Below are 17,609 nucleotides of genomic sequence, written 5' to 3'. Positions count from 1 at the left end.
CAGCGGTGTTTTGTCAGAGAAACTTTGAATAGTGACTGTCGTCAGGTTCAGCAGAACGCCGTATGCTGCGCTCCCGCCAGCGGGTAAATACCACCGACGGATGCAGCGTCAGCGAGCCAGAGCCGCTACCCCCCGCGGGAGCTAGCGAAGGTTTAAAGAGCGGGGCATTAAACAGGCGCGTATACCGCTGCTCAAACCATGCCAGAGGGCAGGAAGAAAGCTTATTGTCGCTGTCATGACGAATCAGCACTTCACAGCTGAATTCAGGGTTAACCAGCGCCACGGAGGGCGAGGCTTCAGTTAATCTGATAATCGTGACAGTCCAGCCACGCTCATGCTGCCAGCGTTCGCCGGGTTGCGGATAATTACGCATGTTCACCTCCACAGGGAATGCGACCGGCAAAGCTCAGCACATAGTCCGGGGCAAGTCTGCGCCGCGCTGAGCGCTCGTTATCTGCGGTGATCCTTAACATCACAGGACGGGCATTGCGTTGACTGCGGTTGATCGCCGCAAATAACCAGGTACACTTCTGTTTAGCCATTTTCGTTACCTCATCTAACGCTTTGGTCAGACGCCTCGGCAGTGCCGCAAACACTCCGGGGCGTTGCTATTTTGATTCCTTGTGTGTAATGTGTCATTACACATAAGCACATTACAATAGGTGTAATTGACGTGTCAACACACAAGAACGAAAGACGTGGTAATCCACCATTCCAGTTCAGACTTGACCCTGAATTGCGTGAGTTAATGGAAGAAGCACAGCAGCAGGATGGTGATGAATCACTGGCTGCTTGGATCAAACGCATTATCCGCAAAGAGCTACAAAGTCGTGGTTCCGAACCAAAGAACTGATAAATACATGGGGAAGATTTTCTTCTTTCCCATTTTTCTAAGGTCGTCATATTATTTATCAGCATCTGAGGATTGAGCTTTTACCCACTGTCTAATTTCTTGTGCATCGTAAACAGTTACCCGTTTTGAAATACGTGTGGATTTTGGAAATTCAGGATTGTTTTTTTCCCAGCGCCAGAGAGTAACTGTGCTTACTTGCAAAAAGTCAGCAGTAGCCCGTGGGCGGGCATGCCCGGTGATAGGGTAAGTTTTTAATGTCATGAAATTACCTGCCGTGTTATGTAATGAACACGGCAGATGATGGCAAGGTTAGGGCTAAATTATCAGTGCCACTATTTTGTTTTTATGATGGTATAAAATATTACCACTTAAAATCTTCCTGCTTTAGATGAGCTAAGACATTCTTTTATCTTATCTTTTCCAAGTTCAACCTTTGTTTTTGGATTGTTTCTTTCTGCCACGATTTTATCTGCCCACGCGTCAATAGTCAGTTTTCCTCGTTTTCCATTGCAAGATGCTGGGTCATTTAGTAACCAATAAATAGCTGCTTTGTACACTGCCTCTCTTTTTGTTGCTGATGCTTCAACATTACCATGCACTCTTCGGATGCTTTCGATGCTGGATACACCACCATTCACATAGCTGGGTAGCTCTTTGCCAACACCGTTATCTAATTTTTCTATTTGGTATCTTGTTAAATAGATATCATCCAGTGTTATATTTCCAATAATATTTTTATTAGATGGAGATACTAATCCCTCTATTGATGATAAGCCTTCGAAAGGGGACATTGCTAATATTACCCACTCATCACTGCCAAATGCAGCATTAGTGAATGGCATATTAGCTTCTTTAAAAGAAATATCATGTGCTAATAGCCTTGCTTTACCATATACCTTTAGTTCTTTGTATAATGAAGATGTTGGGCTGATGACACATATAGACCACAATCCAGAAAGTAAGATTAATGGGCTTTTTATATTTGGTTTGTTTTCTAAATGGTATATTTGTTTTGGAGGTGAAAATGGCTTATCTTCTGTATAATCAATATCGAATTTTGCTTTTGGTATGAAATGGCTTAATGCAGATTTATTACTATAGTTTAATACTCTGGGTGGGTACATGTTTTCCCAATCTTTAAAATCTCCACCTTTACGCATCATCATTAGCGCAGCTTCGAAACCATTTAATTCTAAGCAAAATTCGATAATTCCAATTTGAGCAAAATGGATAAGGTCATCAATTTGGCAATTAAGTAGTTCAGCAGCTCGTTTTAGGGAGCAAAATTCCATTACAGGAATACTATTCCTTTCCCAAACATTTAATCGTGTATTATCGCTCATCACGTCACCTGTATGCACATATGGTAAAATGGGGCGAATAGCAGACTTTACTACTATTAGCCATTTTCTTATTTTCAAACAACGCGTAGTTTTTTCATTTTATAGGGGGCAATATATCTATCAGTGTTAGCTTCAATATAATTAGACCACCATTGCATCATCCGACGACGTTCATGCATATGCTGAGCTAAGTGTACATAAGCGGCTCGCACTTCATTTCGTTCTTGATGGCTCATTTGCCGTTCTACTGCATCCCTCGACCATAAGCCTGATTCTGTCAGGGCTGAGCACGCCATTGCCCTAAATCCATGAAGGCAAATGTCCACCTGCGTGTCGTACCCCATAATTCTTAATGACTTATTAACTGTGTTCTCACTCATTGGTTTGTAAGGGTTACTATCTCCGGGGAAAATAAGTTCATACTCACCACTTATTTTTTTAATAGCTTCGAGAACATCAATAGCTTCATTAGATAATGGAACATAATGAATACTGCCCATTTTTGCCCCACGCTCTGAATATTTTACCCCATCAATTCTTTTTCTTTGAGCAGGAATAGTCCACATTGCATTTTCAAAATTAATTTCCTCCCATCTTGCGTGTCTCAGTTCACTGGAGCGAACAAAAGTATGAAGAGAAAATAATACTGCCAGCTTAGTTAACGGCCTCCCTGTATAGCTATCAATTTTTGATATTAATTCGGGTAATCGTTCTAACGGAAGTGCAGGGCGATGCTTTATTTTGGGGCTGGAAATTGCTCCTCTTAGATCATGGGTAGGATTGTATTCAACAATTCCACGCTGAATAGCGTACCGGAAAACGCTTGCAAGAGTAGTTTTCACTCTTCCTGTTGTTGCTCCAATTCCCTGATCACTCATCCTCACCAATAATGGCAACAGGTCACTTGTTTTTAATGAGTCGATGGGTTTATTTCCGATATATGGGAAAATATGATTTTCCATTTCTCTTAAAATTTTAGTGCGGGTAATCTCTTTCCATGAGGGATGGCCTATAGAGCCTTTATGCCACTCTAAAGCGATTGTCTGGAATGTAGCAGAGGCGGGTTCTGTTGGCGCTGCTTTTTTAGATACTCTGGGATCAACACCGTCGGCTAAAAGTTGCCTTGCTTCATCTCTACGCTTACGGGCAAGTGCCAGCGAAACGTCTGGGAAAACGCCCAAAGCCAGCGTAGCTTGTTTGCCGTTAAATCTGTAGTTCATTCGCCATGCCTTGGTCCCGTTCTTTTTAACTAAAAGATACAGGCTTCCCCCATCCGTCAGTTTGTAGTCTGTTTCTTTGGGTTTAGCGTTTTCAACTTTCTTGGGTGATAGCTCATTTAGTGCCATGGAGAGTAATCTTTGTTGTCAGTTGATGGTATCGGTTTATCGAACCGTGAGTACCATCAACGATACCATCAGAATCATGTAATGTCATGAAATCAACTGAAACCATGTTCAAGGCGACAGGCCCTGATTTTGCTGGTTTTAAGGGGGGAGGTGAAGTGTGTTGAAACGTGATGAAATGAAAAGGTATTGTCCCCTGCAGGAATCGAACCTGCAACTAGCCCTTAGGAGGGGCTCGTTATATCCATTTAACTAAGGGGACGAAGCGGCACGAGTATAGCGTTTTTTACTCACAACGGTAAGTCTCAGGCCGCCCGACTGCTCAAACAGTCACCATTCAGGCCTGTTTTTTCTGGTTTTTCTGCTTTTGCTCATCACGCTTTGCTTGCAACCTGGCTTCTTCCTTGCGTTTGTTGCTCATATCATTGCGGATCTGCGCATGGCTCATTAGCGCGAAAATAAACGTTCCGCCACAGATATTCCCGGCGAGCGTTGGTAGCGCAAAGGGCCAGAAAAAATCACTCCAGTGCAGCGTGCCATTAAAGACCAAATAGAGAATTTCCACCGAGCCGACGACGATATGTGTGGTATCACCGAGGGCAATCAGCCAGGTCATCAGAATAATGACCACAATTTTTGCCGCTCCGGCGGCGGGAAACATCCACACCATGGTGGCAATTAACCAGCCAGAAATGATGGCGTTGGAAAACATCTCCACAGGAGTGTTTTTCATCACATCCATGCCGATTTTGACAAAAGCATCGCGGGTCTCTTCATCAAAAATCGGCATATGTTCAAAGGCCCATGCGGCAACCCCGGTGCCAATAATATTACCCAGCAGAACCACGCTCCACAGGCGCATCAACAGGCCAAAATTGCCGAGGGTAGGGTTTTGCATCACCGGCAGTACAGCGGTGACGGTATTTTCGGTAAAGAGTTGCTGGCGGGCCATAATGACAATAATAAAGCCGAAGGTATAACCGAGGTTCTCGAGTAAAAATCCCCCTGGCACGCCTTCCAGCTGTACGTGAAAAATCCCTTTTGCCAGTAGCGAGGCGCCCATCGACAGTCCTGCTGCGATTGCTGACCACAGTAGCGCCATCGCATCACGCTCCATCTCTTTCTCCCCATCCTGGCGAATATGTTCATGGATTGCCATGGCGCGGGAGGGGAGTCTGTCCTCATCAAGCTCTATCTTTTTCCCTGTTAGCTTTTCATCGCTTTCCACCTCGAGTTCGTCGCTGTGTCGATCGATCTTATCTTTCTTGATGTCATTCATGGCCGAATCCTGAATAAGCACGTATTGCTAAAGCGTAGCGGCTTTTGTCTGAAAATCAGCGGGAGAAAGTCTGAGATAGCAAAAATAGTAACGTTTGTTTTTATCGGGTTAGTTAGAATAGAACCGCCGCGGAGTGCGCATTACCAGGCTATGATCAAATCAGTAAGACAGGGTATATAGACATCATTTGACGTGCTGTTACAATCGCTCACATCTAAACAGGCGGATACGTCATCGTTCCGTCATGGATGGCAATCAGCGATAGCCATAAAACACAGGGAGACACTTATGAAGCTTCGCCTGTCGGCGCTTGCGCTGGGAACCACACTTTTGGTGGGGTGTGCGAGCTCCGGTACTGAACAGCAGGGGCGTTCGGACCCATTTGAAGGGTTCAACCGCACCATGTACAACTTCAACTTTAATGTTTTAGATCCATACGTTGTTAGACCCGTAGCTGTTGCCTGGCGTGACTATGTTCCGCAGCCGGCGCGTAATGGTTTAAGCAACTTTACGGGGAACCTTGAAGAGCCGGCCGTCATGGTCAACTATTTCCTGCAAGGCGATCCTTATCAGGGGATGGTGCACTTTACCCGTTTCTTCCTGAATACCCTGTTAGGTATGGGCGGCTTTATCGATGTGGCAGGTATGGCTAATCCGAAGTTGCAGCGCGTTGAACCACACCGCTTTGGCAGTACGTTAGGCCACTATGATGTTGGTTACGGGCCGTATATGCAGCTTCCGTTCTACGGTAGTTTCACGCTGCGTGATGACGGTGGTGATATGGTCGATACACTGTATCCGGTACTGTCCTGGCTGACCTGGCCGTTGTCGATAGGCAAATGGACGGTTGAAGGGATTGAAACTCGCGCGCAATTGCTCGACTCTGACGGTCTGCTGCGTCAGTCTTCCGATCCTTACATCATGGTGCGTGAAGCTTACTTCCAGCGTCATGACTTTATTGCGAACGGCGGGAAACTCAAACCAGAAGAAAACCCGAACGCGAAAGATATTCAGGATGATTTAAAAGAGATCGATTCTGAGTAAGGAATTGGGCAAATAAAAAGGTGAGCTAAAAAGCTCACCTTTTTTACGTCTGAAGAAAATCAGAATGCGTAGTTCAAGTTCATACCGTACAACCAGGCTTTCCCTTCAGATTCAAAGGAGTATGGGCCTTCTTCGAATTTCACTTTCTGACCGTGCATATAAGAGATACCAACATCCAACGATGCATCCTTATTAAAGGCGTAGGTTGTACCCGCGCTCAGCCAGAAGCGGTCCTGATCCGGAATAGAGATGGAACGACGGTTTGCCGGAACCGGGCTATCATCAAAGGCGATACCGGTACGGAACGTCCAGGTATCATCATAGTAATAGGTAGTACCGAGTGCGATGCGATAGGAGTCTTTGAAGCCTTCTTCTTTATAGAACAAGGTTTGGCCGTTGTTGCCTTTTGCTTTCAGCTCCTGGAACTGACTCCAGCTGGTATAAGCCATGCTGTAGTGAACCGCCCACTGTGGTGCAACGCGGTTATAGCCTGAAAACTCCCACATTTCTGGCAGATTCAGATCAAGTGAACCATCGATCGTACTGCCGTTGGTTCCTGCTGGCAGGCTCGCGAACACCGGACGCAACTGCGCAGGAATACGGTCCATTGATGGCAGATTGCTGCGGTAATCACCGTTGAAGTCAATTTTTACTTCAGAACGGTAGGTGAAACCGTAGCGGTTATCTTTATCTACTTCATAAAGAAGGCCAGCATTCCAACCGAAGCCCCACTCGTCACCTTTCAGGCGCGCAATCTGTGTATCTGCCGGATATTGCGCGGCCAGTGATGGAGGAATTCTGCCCCCGGAGCCTGCAACGATCTGCTGTGGTAAATCGCCAGCATAGCGTTCAAGCTTCGCTTTTGCATAGACGGCGTTTAAACCGAGACCGAAGCTAAAATGATTGTTCAGGCGATAAGCACCGCTCAGGTTTAGATTGAGCGTTTCCAGATCGGTTTTCCCGCCCATCGAACCAGCTGTGTAATCATTGTTAAACTCCGTAGCCAGGCCGTAGTTAGAGGTGACGGAGGCCCCCCAACCAAACTGATCGTTAATTGGAGCAACAAAATGCACGTTCGGTATCCAGGCTGTTGGGGCGATATTATCCTGGCTGGCGTCATTGCCAATACGCGAGCGACCGGAAATATCTACATCTGGGTCAACGAAAATTGCACCTGCTGAAAAAGTAGGGCGATCGAACATCATAATCAATGCCGGGTTACGACTGGCGTTACCTGCATCATCTGCAATTGCGCCTTCACCCGAATATGCCCGGCCAAGGCCAGAGGAAGAAAATTCGTTTAACTGAAAGCCTGCAGACCAGGCCTGTGTGGAGATAATTGCCACTGCGACTGCGAGAGCAGACTTTGTAAACAGGGTTTTCTGGCTCATGACCATAACCTCATAGATTTATTTTTATACAAACAATGTTACATGCCGTAACAGGAGCGCGAAGTGTAGGGTCTGAGGTACGACTTAGAAATCAGACCAGTGGCGTGAGTATAGGTCGGACCAGCTGGAATGTTGCAAGTATGTTTATAAATATTTTCAAATTTGATCAGAGAAACGCGATCCAGCTGGCAAAATTGCGGGGGGGCGCACTCACCTGTTTGGGCGATTTTTGTTTTAGATCATTTTTAAGTGTGATTTCGGTCACTTATCGCATTTCATACAATTAACGACTGGAGAGGCGAATAATGGGAGCGTAAAATATCCCTATCGTTTATCTGGCACCTCAGGTGCGAATACAGAGGAAATCTACAATGAGTAAATGCAGTGCTGATGAAACCCCGGTTTGCTGCTGTATGGATGTTGGCACCATCATGGACAACTCCGATTGCACCGCGTCCTACAGCCGTGTGTTCGCGAACCGCGCAGAGGCAGAAGAAACGCTGGCTGCTCTGACCGAAAAGGCGCGTGGCGTGGAATCTGAGCCTTGCCAAATCACCTCGACCTTTACTGAAGAGTCAGAAGGTGTGCGTCTGGATATCGACTTTGTTTTTGCCTGTGAAGCTGAAACGCTGATCTTCCAGCTGGGCCTGCGTTAATCCCCCTCTGCAAAAGCCCTTGCTATCAGATAGCAAGGGCTTTTTCGTAACTGTCAGTGATTATTCACTGTGTCTTAGCTCCCACTTTCTTTTCTCTCCGCTTGGCTAAATGTAAAAAATTGGTTAAGACTATGATCAGGTCAGACCACTTATTTTATTTTTTTACAGGGGAGTGTTATGAGTCAGGCTTTACCGCTGGTTACCCGCCAGGGCGACCGTATTGCCATTGTAAGTGGGTTGCGTACGCCATTTGCTCGTCAGGCTACCGCGTTTCATGGCATTCCCGCCGTTGATTTAGGAAAAATGGTCGTCGGTGAGCTGCTGGCGCGCAGCGAAATACCTGCTGATGTGATTGAGCAACTGGTTTTTGGTCAGGTGGTGCAAATGCCTGAAGCGCCAAATATTGCTCGTGAAATCGTGCTGGGAACCAGCATGAATGTGCATACGGATGCCTATAGCGTAAGCCGAGCCTGCGCGACCAGTTTTCAGGCAGTGGCGAATGTCGCGGAAAGCCTGATGGCGGGGTCTATTCGTGCGGGAATTGCGGGTGGTGCGGACTCCTCGTCAGTCTTGCCTATTGGCGTTAGTAAAAAGCTGGCGCGGGTGCTGGTGGATGTCAATAAGGCCCGGACTACCGGTCAACGCCTTAAACTCTTTTCCCGACTGCGTTTACGTGACCTGATGCCTGTGCCGCCAGCCGTCGCTGAGTATTCCACCGGTTTGCGTATGGGGGATACGGCTGAGCAAATGGCCAAAACCTATGGTATTACCCGAGAACAGCAGGACGCTCTGGCGCACCGCTCTCATCAGCGTGCCGCTCAGGCGTGGGCTGAAGGAAAGCTGGCAGATGAGGTAATGACTACCTACGCGCCACCGTTTAAAGATCCTTTTTCAGAAGATAACAATATTCGCGGTAACTCTACGCTGGCCGATTACGCCAAACTACGTCCGGCGTTTGACCGCAAGCACGGCACTGTCACCGCAGCAAACAGTACCCCGCTGACGGACGGTGCAGCCGCCGTGATCATGATGACGGAGTCGCGTGCGAAAGAGTTGGGGCTGGTGCCGCTGGGATACCTGCGTAGTTTTGCTTTTACCGCCATCGATGTCTGGCAGGACATGCTGCTGGGACCTGCGTGGTCAACGCCGCTTGCCCTGGAGAGAGCGGGTCTGACCATGGCAGATTTAACCCTAATCGATATGCATGAAGCCTTTGCCGCTCAAACGCTGGCGAATATTCAGTTGCTGGGTAGCGAACGTTTTACCCGCGACGTGCTGGGCAGAGCACATGCCACTGGCGAAGTTGATGACAGTAAATTTAACGTGCTGGGTGGATCGATTGCCTATGGACACCCCTTCGCCGCCACTGGTGCGCGCATGATTACCCAAACCCTCCATGAGTTACGACGTCGTGGCGGTGGTTTTGGTTTAGTGACCGCCTGTGCAGCTGGTGGTTTGGGTGCAGCCATGGTTCTGGAGGCGGAATAATGGAAATGGCATCGGCTTTTACACTAAACGTACGTCTGGATAACGTTGCTGTTGTCACCATTGATGTGCCCGGAGAGAAAATGAACACCCTGAAAGCGGAGTTTGCTTCTCAGGTACGGGCCATTCTGAAACAAATCCGCGATAACAAAGCATTGCGCGGCGTGGTGTTTATTTCGGCTAAACCCGATAACTTCATTGCCGGGGCGGATATCAACATGATTGGTAGCTGTCGCAGCGCGCAGGAAGCCGAAACGTTGGCCCGTCAGGGGCAGCAGATGATGGCTGAAATCAATGCCTTGCCGATCCCGGTTATCGCCGCGATTCATGGCGCATGCCTCGGCGGTGGCCTGGAGATGGCGCTGGCGTGCCACAACCGTATTTGTACCGATGATGTTAAAACCGTACTGGGTTTACCGGAAGTACAGCTTGGCTTGTTGCCCGGCTCCGGTGGTACGCAGCGGCTGCCGCGCCTGATTGGCGTCAGTACCGCACTGGATATGATCCTCACCGGAAAACAATTACGCGCAAAACAGGCGCTGAAAGTTGGTTTAGTGGATGAAGTTGTACCGCATTCCATTTTGCTGGAAGCAGCCGTTGAACTGGCTAAAAAGGACAGTTCTGCGCATCGAACACTGCCCGTGAGAGAGCGAGTGTTGGCGGGCCCGCTGGGGCGGGCGCTGTTGTTCCGCATGGCCAGTAAAAAGACGGTGCAAAAAACGCAAGGTAACTACCCTGCAACAGAACGTATCCTTGAGGTCATCGAAACCGGGCTAGCGCAAGGCAGCAGTAGCGGTTACGACGCTGAGGCACGTGCGTTTGGTGAACTAGCGATGACATCCCAGTCTCAGGCGCTACGGCACATCTTTTTTGCCAACACCGATGTGAAAAAAGATCCCGGAAGTGATGCGAAACCTGGCCCGCTAAACAGCGTAGGTATTTTGGGCGGCGGTCTGATGGGCGGCGGTATTGCCTACGTGACGGCCTGTAAAGGCGGCTTGCCTGTGCGCATCAAAGATATAAACGCTAAGGGAATCAACCACGCGCTGAAGTACAGCTGGGATCAGCTTGAAACGAAGGTTCGCCGCCGTCATATCAAAGCCAGCGAACGCGATAAACAGCTGGCGCTGATTTCGGGATCAATCGACTACCGTGGCTTTGCGCATCGCGATCTAATTATTGAGGCCGTGTTTGAAGATCTGTCGCTAAAACAACGGATGGTGGCAGAAGTTGAGCAAAATTGCGCACCTCATACCATTTTTGCTTCTAACACCTCATCTTTGCCCATTGGCGATATTGCTGCGAACGCTGCAAGGCCCGAACAAGTGATTGGTTTACACTTTTTTAGTCCGGTGGAAAAAATGCCGTTGGTCGAAGTGATCCCGCATGCCACGACCTCTGAGCAGACAATTGCAACTACCGTTAAGTTAGCGAAAAAACAGGGCAAAACGCCGATAGTGGTGAGAGATAAGGCCGGCTTTTACGTTAACCGCATTTTAGCGCCTTATATTAACGAAGCGATTCGTATGTTGACCGAAGGCGAGCGGGTCGAAACCATAGACGCCGCGCTGGTTAAGTTTGGTTTTCCAGTTGGGCCAATCCAACTTTTGGATGAGGTCGGAATTGATACGGGCACTAAAATTATACCAGTGCTTGAGGCTGCATATGGAGAACGTTTTAGCGCGCCTGCAAATGTTGTTGCTTCAATTTTGAATGACGATCGCAAAGGTAGAAAAAATGGTCGGGGTTTCTATCTTTATGGTGCGAAAGGGCGTAAAAGCAAAAAACAGGTCGACCCTGCAATTTATACGCTTATTGGCGTCCAGGGTCAGGGCCGACTTACCGCTGCGCAGATAGCAGAGCGGTGCGTTATGTTAATGCTCAATGAAGCAGCCCGTTGTTTCGACGAGAAGATAGTCCGCAGCGCACGTGATGGCGACATCGGCGCTGTATTTGGTATTGGTTTTCCGCCATTCCTCGGCGGCCCGTTCAGGTATATGGATTCTCTCGGCGCGGGTGAAGTGGTTGCGGTTCTGCAACGGCTGACCACGCAGTACGGCTCGCGGTTTACACCGTGTGAGCAGTTATTGCAGATGGCGGAACGCAGTGAAAGATTCTGGAATATTGGGGAAACTGACCTGAATTCATGAGGTCAAAGGTAGGATGAATCCGCACTGAATGTATGGGTCGCGCTCAAAATGTAAACAGAGATTGACTATACTTACGCCGTTGAGGTAAAAAACAGCGTTTCATTCGGTGAATGGATAAGGCACAATGCCGGCCACCATATCGTTACCACAGCCAATAGGGGCTGTGAATAAAGGTAGTGGTGATTCTGGTTAACAAAAGCGGTGCAATATGCAAGTTTTTATCATGCGTCACGGCGACGCGGCCCTCGATGCCGCCAGTGATTCGGTTCGTCCCTTAACCTCCTGTGGTTGTGACGAATCTCGCCTGATGGCGAACTGGCTGAAAGGTCAAAAAGTGGATATCGAACGTGTTCTGGTGAGCCCGTTCCTACGAGCCGAACAAACGCTGGATGTGGTGGGGGAGTGTATGAACCTGCCAACCGGTGTTGATGTTTTGCCGGAGCTGACTCCCTGCGGCGATGTCGGTCTGGTCAGCGCCTATTTACAGGCTCTGGCCAATGAAGGTATCGCCACGGCACTGGTTATCTCTCACTTGCCTTTAGTGGGATATCTGGTGTCTGAGCTTTGCCCGGGCGAAACACCGCCGATGTTTACCACATCAGCGATTGCCAGCGTTACGCTTGATGAGAGCGGGAAGGGGACTTTTAACTGGCAGATGAGCCCGTGTAACCTGAAAATGGCAAAAGCGATTTAAAAAGTCTGGAATCGGATAAGGTGCAGCCGTCATCCGAAAAATCAAAGAGCCGCAAATGCGGCTCTTTCTGTTTTTCTGCATCACGGAAGTTCAGGCGGTAGCCACTCTTCCACTTCGATCAGCACCAGCAGCGCGGCGTCACCACCGTACTCTTTCGGCGCCTGATGAAACGCCATCACGTGCGGATGCTGCGCCAGCCAGAGCGGCGTTTGCTGCTTAAGAATATGCTTTCCGTGGCCATGCATCACGCAGGCACAAAACACATGTTCGCGACGACAGGCGGCAATCAGCGCGCCTAACTCTTGTTTGGCCTGTTGCTGGGTCAGCCCATGCAGATCGAGAAATAGCTCCGGAGAGTAATCGCCACGGCGCATTTTCTTCAGTTCGAAATGGCTGACGTCGGCGCGCAGGTATCTTACCGGGCCGTCCGTATTCAGCAGCGGCTGAAACTCATCCGAGAAATAGTGGCTGGCATCAGCCTGCTCCTGTAGCAGTCTTTTAACCGGAACCTCGGCAATTTTTTTACGTGGAGGTCGGTGAACGATGGTGTCCTGTTTAATTTTACGCGTGCCGGTCATCAGCTGGCGAAACAGCGTCTGATCCTCCTCGCTGAGCGATGTTTTCTTTTTCATTCGAGAGTCTCAACTTTTATTTTCCGTTAGTTTAACCCGACTCGGCGGGCATCCGATCGCTTAAAACGCAATTTTCGCGTTCAGGCCCCGTGTGAATGCTGATTTATCGCCGTCTTCGTGGCAAACTAGCCGCCGAAATTAATACGAGCATGCCCTGGAGGAATACGTGGATAAAATTTTCGTCGATGAAGCAGTGAGTGAACTGCATACCATTCAGGACATGTTGCGTTGGGCGGTCAGCCGTTTTAGCGCGGCGAACATCTGGTATGGCCATGGCACGGATAACCCATGGGACGAGGCCGTACAACTGGTGCTGCCGTCACTTTATTTGCCGTTGGATATTCCAGAAGATATGCGTACCGCGCGTCTGACCTCCAGCGAGCGTCATCGTATTGTTGAACGCGTGATTCGCCGCGTCAACGAGCGCATTCCGGTTGCTTATCTGACCAACAAAGCCTGGTTCTGCGGGCATGAATTTTATGTTGATGAACGCGTGCTGGTTCCACGTTCACCGATTGGCGAGCTTATCAATAACCGCTTTGCGGGCCTTATTAATGAGCAACCGCAGCATATCCTCGATATGTGTACTGGCAGCGGCTGTATTGCCATTGCCTGCGCGTATGCTTTCCCGGAAGCCGAAGTCGATGCGGTGGATATTTCCACTGACGCGCTGGCGGTGACCGAACACAACATTGAAGAGCACGGCCTGATCCATCACGTAACGCCGATCCGCTCCGATCTGTTCCGCGATCTGCTGAAAGTCCAGTATGACCTGATTGTGACCAACCCGCCGTATGTCGATGCGGAAGATATGTCCGATCTGCCAAACGAATATCGCCACGAACCTGAGCTGGGTCTGGCGTCCGGCAGCGATGGGCTGAAACTGACCCGCCGCATTCTGGGGAACGCCCCGGACTACCTGTCAGATAACGGTATTCTGATTTGTGAAGTCGGAAACAGCATGGTACATCTGATAGAGCAATATCCGGATGTACCGTTCACCTGGCTTGAGTTCGACAACGGCGGTGACGGCGTATTCATGCTGACCAAAGAGCAGTTAGTTGCTGCTCGCGAGCACTTCAGCATTTATAAAGACTAATTACACGCGCACATACACAACACGCATAACGGAGCCGTGATGGCAGGAAACACAATTGGGCAACTCTTTCGCGTAACCACTTTCGGCGAATCACACGGGCTGGCGCTCGGTTGTATTGTCGATGGTGTTCCGCCGGGCATTTCTCTGACAGAAGCTGACCTGCAGCACGATCTCGACAGACGCCGTCCGGGCACATCGCGCTACACTACGCAGCGTCGTGAGCCGGATCAGGTGAAAATCCTCTCCGGGGTGTTCGAGGGCGTTACCACAGGCACCAGCATTGGCCTGCTGATCGAAAATACCGATCAGCGTTCACAGGATTATGGCGCGATTAAGGACGTTTTTCGTCCGGGACACGCCGACTATACCTATGAGCAAAAATATGGCCTGCGCGACTACCGTGGCGGCGGACGTTCATCCGCACGTGAAACGGCGATGCGCGTGGCGGCCGGAGCGATTGCCAAAAAATATCTGGCGGAAAAATTCGGCGTTGAGATCCGCGGCTGCCTGACGCAGATGGGTGATATTCCGCTGGAGATCAAAGACTGGTCCCAGGTGGAACTTAACCCGTTCTTTTGCCCGGACCCGGATAAACTCGAAGCGCTGGACGAACTGATGCGCGGGCTGAAGAAAGAAGGTGACTCCATCGGAGCGAAGGTGACCGTTGTTGCACGCGGTGTACCTGCGGGTCTCGGCGAACCTGTATTCGATCGCCTGGATGCCGACATTGCCCATGCGCTGATGAGCATTAACGCCGTTAAGGGCGTTGAGATTGGCGATGGATTTGACGTTGTTGCGCTGCGCGGCAGCCAGAACCGTGACGAAATCACCAAAGAAGGTTTCCAGAGTAACCATGCGGGCGGCATTCTGGGCGGGATCAGCAGCGGGCAACAAATCATTGCTCATATGGCGCTGAAACCGACGTCCAGTATTACCGTTCCTGGGCGCACTATTAACCGCTTTGGAGAAGAAGTCGAAATGATCACTAAAGGTCGCCACGATCCGTGCGTAGGGATCCGCGCCGTACCGATCGCCGAGGCGATGCTGGCGATCGTATTGATGGATCACCTGCTGCGTCAGCGGGCGCAAAATGCGGACGTGAAGACCGATATTCCACGCTGGTAAGAGATGAAAAAAACGGCACTTGCGGCGCTGGCTCTGTTTGCCAGTACCGCCTGTCTGGCGGCGACGCCCTGGCAGAAAATTACCCATCCGGTTGCGGGCAGCGCGCAGTCTATTGGCGCGTTTTCCAATGGCTGTATTGTTGGCGCAGATACGCTGCCTGTCCAGTCAGAACACTATCAGGTGATGCGCACCGATCAGCGTCGTTACTTTGGCCATCCGGATCTGGTGAGGTTTATCCAGCGTCTGAGTTATCAGGCCAATAGTCAGGGACTGGGCACGGTATTAATCGGCGATATGGGTATGCCGGCCGGTGGGCGATTCAATGGCGGTCACGCCAGCCACCAGACGGGACTGGATGTGGATATTTTCCTGCAACTGCCGAAAACGCGCTGGACCCAGTCGCAACTGCTGCGGCCGCAGGCGTTAGATCTGGTCTCACAGGATGGTAAACGTGTTGTGCCGTCACTGTGGAAACCGGAGATTTTCAGCCTGATCAGACTGGCTGCAAAAGATAATGAAGTAACGCGTATTTTCGTGAATCCGGCGATTAAGCAACAACTTTGTCTGGATGCAGGGACCGACAGGGACTGGTTGCGTAAAGTGCGGCCGTGGTTCCAGCATCGTGCGCATATGCACGTGCGGTTACGTTGTCCTGCCGACAGCCTTGAGTGCGAAGATCAACCGTTACCGCCACCGGGTGACGGCTGTGGCGCAGAGCTGCAAAGCTGGTTCGAACCTCCAAAACCTGGAACCACCAAGCCTGAGAAGAAGACACCGCCGCCGTTGCCGCCTTCCTGCCAGGCGCTACTGGACGAGCATGTACTCTAATGGATCATTTTGCCTCTCTGTTTATGGTGTCGCCACTGCTGTTAGGTGTGCTTTTTTTTGTGGCGATGCTGGCAGGTTTTATTGATTCTCTGGCCGGAGGTGGTGGTCTACTCACCATCCCGGCATTGATGGCGGCCGGGATGCCACCTGCGCAAGCGCTGGCAACCAATAAGCTGCAAGCCTGCGGGGGATCTATCTCTTCCTCCCTCTATTTTATTCGTCGGGGTGTGGTTAATCTGGCGGATCAGAAGCTCAATATCTTCATGACCTTTATCGGCTCAATGAGTGGCGCGCTGTTGGTTCAGCACGTGCAGTCAGATGTTCTGCGCCAGATCCTGCCAGTATTGGTTATCTGTATTGGCCTTTACTTTCTGTTGATGCCGAAAATCGGGGAAGAGGACCGACAGCGCCGACTGCACGGTTTGCCTTTCGCGCTGGTAGCCGGGGGCTGCGTCGGCTTTTACGATGGCTTTTTTGGTCCGGCGGCAGGGTCATTCTACGCGCTGGCCTTTGTCATGCTGTGCGGATACAACCTGGCAAAATCGACGGCCCACGCCAAAGTATTAAATGCCACATCGAATATCGGTGGGTTGTTGCTGTTTGCCCTCGGCGGCAAAGTGATTTGGGCGACAGGTTTTGTGATGCTCATTGGCCAGTTTATTGGCGCACGGATGGGCTCTCGACTGGTACTCAGCAAAGGACAAAAACTCATTCGGCCAATGATCGTTATTGTCTCCGCCGTGATGAGCGCCAAGCTACTTTATGATAATCATGGACAGGAGATTCTCCACTGGCTGGGGATGAACTAATGAATAATACGCATCACTACGAACAGTTAATTGAGATTTTTAACGGCTGCTTTGCCGATGAATTTAATACCCGTCTGATTAAAGGCGACGACGAACCGATCTATCTTCCAGCGGATGCGGAATTACCGTATCACCGTATCGTTTTTGCGCATGGTTATTACGCCAGTGCGTTACACGAAATTTCACACTGGTGTATCGCCGGTAAAGCCCGTCGTGAACTGGTCGATTTCGGTTACTGGTACTGCCCGGACGGACGCGACGCGAAGACACAATGCCAGTTTGAAGATGTGGAAGTGAAGCCGCAGGCGTTTGACTGGTTGTTTTGCATGGCGGCGGGCTACCCGTTTAACGTCAGTTGCGACAATCTGGAAGGGGACTTTGAACCGGATCGCGTGGTATTCCAGCGCCGTGTTCATACTCAGGTGATGGAGTACCTGGAAAAGGGGATCCCTGAACGTCCGGCGCGTTTCATTAACGCGTTACAGAATTATTATCACACGCCTGAACTTACGGCGGAACAATTCCCGTGGCCCGAAGCGCTCAACTGAAGCCGCTGCCACGTTTACAATGAGGAAATAAGATGATCGCGGAGTTTGAATCACGCATTCTGGCATTAATCGACGATATGGTAGAGCACGCCAGCGATGATGAGTTGTTTGCCAGTGGCTATTTGCGTGGGCACCTGACGCTGGCTGTGGCTGAGCTGGATGCTGGCGAGGACCATTCCGCTGAGGCATTGTACGCCAATGTGACCAGCAGCCTGGAAAAAGCCATTAGCGCAGGCGAACTCTCGCCGCGTGACCAGGCGTTAGTGAAAGAGATGTGGGACACACTGTTCCAGAAGGCAACGCAATAATAATAGCAGTGGATTGTGCCGG

20 protein-coding genes and 1 tRNA gene are annotated in these 17,609 nt (G+C 50.0%); 12 read left to right on the top strand and 9 right to left on the bottom strand.

Going from position 1 to position 17,609, the window contains the following annotated elements; genetic code table 11:
• Window positions 1-13 precede the first annotated feature (13 nt).
• Window positions 14-373 carry a hypothetical protein gene (locus tag OGY13_RS19390; RefSeq protein ID WP_023203540.1) on the bottom strand — a complete coding sequence of 120 codons (360 nt, stop codon included), beginning with the start codon at window positions 371-373 and terminating at the stop codon, window positions 14-16.
• The gene (locus OGY13_RS19385) at window positions 366-542 is read right to left on the bottom strand and encodes a host cell division inhibitor Icd-like protein (RefSeq protein ID WP_001118612.1); all 177 of its coding nucleotides are present in this window, start codon (window positions 540-542) and stop codon (window positions 366-368) included. The genes OGY13_RS19390 and OGY13_RS19385 overlap by 8 nt, the downstream gene beginning before the upstream one ends.
• 131 nt (window positions 543-673) lie before the next feature.
• Here OGY13_RS19385 and OGY13_RS19380 point away from each other — a divergent pair, with 131 nt between their 5' ends.
• Window positions 674-853: a YlcI/YnfO family protein gene (locus tag OGY13_RS19380; protein WP_024235422.1), complete on the top strand. Its 180-nt coding sequence runs from the start codon at window positions 674-676 to the stop codon at window positions 851-853.
• A 51-nt stretch (window positions 854-904) separates the two neighbouring features.
• Here OGY13_RS19380 and OGY13_RS19375 read toward each other — a convergent pair whose 3' ends face one another.
• From OGY13_RS19375 to OGY13_RS19355, 5 genes are all read right to left on the bottom strand, one after another.
• Window positions 905-1,114 (bottom strand): helix-turn-helix transcriptional regulator, encoded by a 210-nt coding sequence (locus OGY13_RS19375; protein ID WP_023203543.1) that lies wholly within the window; start codon window positions 1,112-1,114, stop codon window positions 905-907.
• Window positions 1,115-1,221: 107 nt separating this feature from the next.
• A complete protein-coding gene (locus tag OGY13_RS19370; protein ID WP_024235423.1) occupies window positions 1,222-2,196 on the bottom strand; it encodes a hypothetical protein in 975 nt (324 codons plus the stop codon).
• A 74-nt stretch (window positions 2,197-2,270) separates the two neighbouring features.
• Window positions 2,271-3,542: a tyrosine-type recombinase/integrase gene (locus OGY13_RS19365; protein ID WP_023203545.1), complete on the bottom strand. Its 1,272-nt coding sequence runs from the start codon at window positions 3,540-3,542 to the stop codon at window positions 2,271-2,273.
• 187 nt (window positions 3,543-3,729) lie between these two features.
• Window positions 3,730-3,801: transfer RNA gene (locus OGY13_RS19360), tRNA-Arg, on the bottom strand.
• A gap of 75 nt (window positions 3,802-3,876) precedes the next feature.
• Window positions 3,877-4,818 carry a formate/nitrite transporter family protein gene (locus OGY13_RS19355; RefSeq protein ID WP_048224768.1) on the bottom strand — a complete coding sequence of 314 codons (942 nt, stop codon included), beginning with the start codon at window positions 4,816-4,818 and terminating at the stop codon, window positions 3,877-3,879.
• Window positions 4,819-5,106: 288 nt separating this feature from the next.
• Here OGY13_RS19355 and mlaA point away from each other — a divergent pair, with 288 nt between their 5' ends.
• Window positions 5,107-5,862 (top strand): phospholipid-binding lipoprotein MlaA, encoded by a 756-nt coding sequence (mlaA, locus tag OGY13_RS19350; RefSeq protein ID WP_003028190.1) that lies wholly within the window; start codon window positions 5,107-5,109, stop codon window positions 5,860-5,862.
• A gap of 59 nt (window positions 5,863-5,921) precedes the next feature.
• Here the strand turns inward: mlaA and fadL are convergent, their stop codons facing one another.
• Window positions 5,922-7,253 carry a long-chain fatty acid transporter FadL gene (gene fadL / locus OGY13_RS19345; RefSeq protein ID WP_048215843.1) on the bottom strand — a complete coding sequence of 444 codons (1,332 nt, stop codon included), beginning with the start codon at window positions 7,251-7,253 and terminating at the stop codon, window positions 5,922-5,924.
• A 371-nt stretch (window positions 7,254-7,624) separates the two neighbouring features.
• On the opposite strand from fadL, the gene OGY13_RS19340 reads away from it, so the two are divergent.
• The 4 genes from OGY13_RS19340 (at window position 7,625) to sixA (ending at window position 12,238) form a co-directional block, all read left to right on the top strand.
• Window positions 7,625-7,909 (top strand): YfcZ/YiiS family protein, encoded by a 285-nt coding sequence (locus OGY13_RS19340; RefSeq protein WP_003834838.1) that lies wholly within the window; start codon window positions 7,625-7,627, stop codon window positions 7,907-7,909.
• Window positions 7,910-8,086: 177 nt separating this feature from the next.
• Window positions 8,087-9,397: an acetyl-CoA C-acyltransferase FadI gene (fadI, locus tag OGY13_RS19335; protein ID WP_213752552.1), complete on the top strand. Its 1,311-nt coding sequence runs from the start codon at window positions 8,087-8,089 to the stop codon at window positions 9,395-9,397.
• Window positions 9,397-11,544 (top strand): fatty acid oxidation complex subunit alpha FadJ, encoded by a 2,148-nt coding sequence (fadJ, locus tag OGY13_RS19330; RefSeq protein WP_213752553.1) that lies wholly within the window; start codon window positions 9,397-9,399, stop codon window positions 11,542-11,544. The genes fadI and fadJ overlap by 1 nt, the downstream gene beginning before the upstream one ends.
• A gap of 208 nt (window positions 11,545-11,752) precedes the next feature.
• Window positions 11,753-12,238: a phosphohistidine phosphatase SixA gene (gene sixA / locus OGY13_RS19325; RefSeq protein WP_003028179.1), complete on the top strand. Its 486-nt coding sequence runs from the start codon at window positions 11,753-11,755 to the stop codon at window positions 12,236-12,238.
• Between the two features lie 80 nt (window positions 12,239-12,318).
• Here the strand turns inward: sixA and smrB are convergent, their stop codons facing one another.
• A complete protein-coding gene (smrB, locus tag OGY13_RS19320) occupies window positions 12,319-12,870 on the bottom strand; it encodes an endonuclease SmrB (protein WP_003839296.1) in 552 nt (183 codons plus the stop codon).
• 166 nt (window positions 12,871-13,036) lie between these two features.
• Between smrB and prmB the strand changes: the two genes are divergently transcribed.
• From prmB to OGY13_RS19290, 6 genes are read left to right on the top strand one after another with little or no spacing between them, the layout of a single operon-like run.
• A complete protein-coding gene (gene prmB, locus OGY13_RS19315) occupies window positions 13,037-13,969 on the top strand; it encodes a 50S ribosomal protein L3 N(5)-glutamine methyltransferase (RefSeq protein ID WP_003028173.1) in 933 nt (310 codons plus the stop codon).
• Between the two features lie 39 nt (window positions 13,970-14,008).
• A complete protein-coding gene (aroC, locus tag OGY13_RS19310; protein ID WP_003834825.1) occupies window positions 14,009-15,094 on the top strand; it encodes a chorismate synthase in 1,086 nt (361 codons plus the stop codon).
• A 3-nt stretch (window positions 15,095-15,097) separates the two neighbouring features.
• Entirely contained in the window at window positions 15,098-15,922 is an 825-nt protein-coding gene (gene mepA, locus OGY13_RS19305; protein ID WP_032944099.1) for a penicillin-insensitive murein endopeptidase, read from the top strand.
• On the top strand, window positions 15,922-16,731 hold the full coding sequence (locus OGY13_RS19300; protein ID WP_003834821.1) for a sulfite exporter TauE/SafE family protein: 810 nt from the start codon (window positions 15,922-15,924) through the stop codon (window positions 16,729-16,731). The genes mepA and OGY13_RS19300 overlap by 1 nt, the downstream gene beginning before the upstream one ends.
• Entirely contained in the window at window positions 16,731-17,279 is a 549-nt protein-coding gene (locus tag OGY13_RS19295) for an elongation factor P hydroxylase (protein WP_079934585.1), read from the top strand. Before OGY13_RS19300 ends, OGY13_RS19295 begins: the two co-directional genes overlap by 1 nt.
• Before the next feature lie 32 nt (window positions 17,280-17,311).
• Window positions 17,312-17,587, top strand: coding sequence for a YfcL family protein (locus OGY13_RS19290; protein WP_003028163.1), 276 nt, complete (start codon window positions 17,312-17,314; stop codon window positions 17,585-17,587).
• The last annotated feature ends 22 nt before the right edge of the window (window positions 17,588-17,609 follow it).

The organism is Citrobacter sp. Cpo045, assembly GCF_030332875.1.
In the GTDB taxonomy this organism is placed as follows: Bacteria; Pseudomonadota; Gammaproteobacteria; order Enterobacterales; family Enterobacteriaceae; genus Citrobacter; species Citrobacter portucalensis.
Note: the sequence above shows the minus strand (reverse complement) of the source record. Positions and strands in the feature narration are given on the sequence as shown.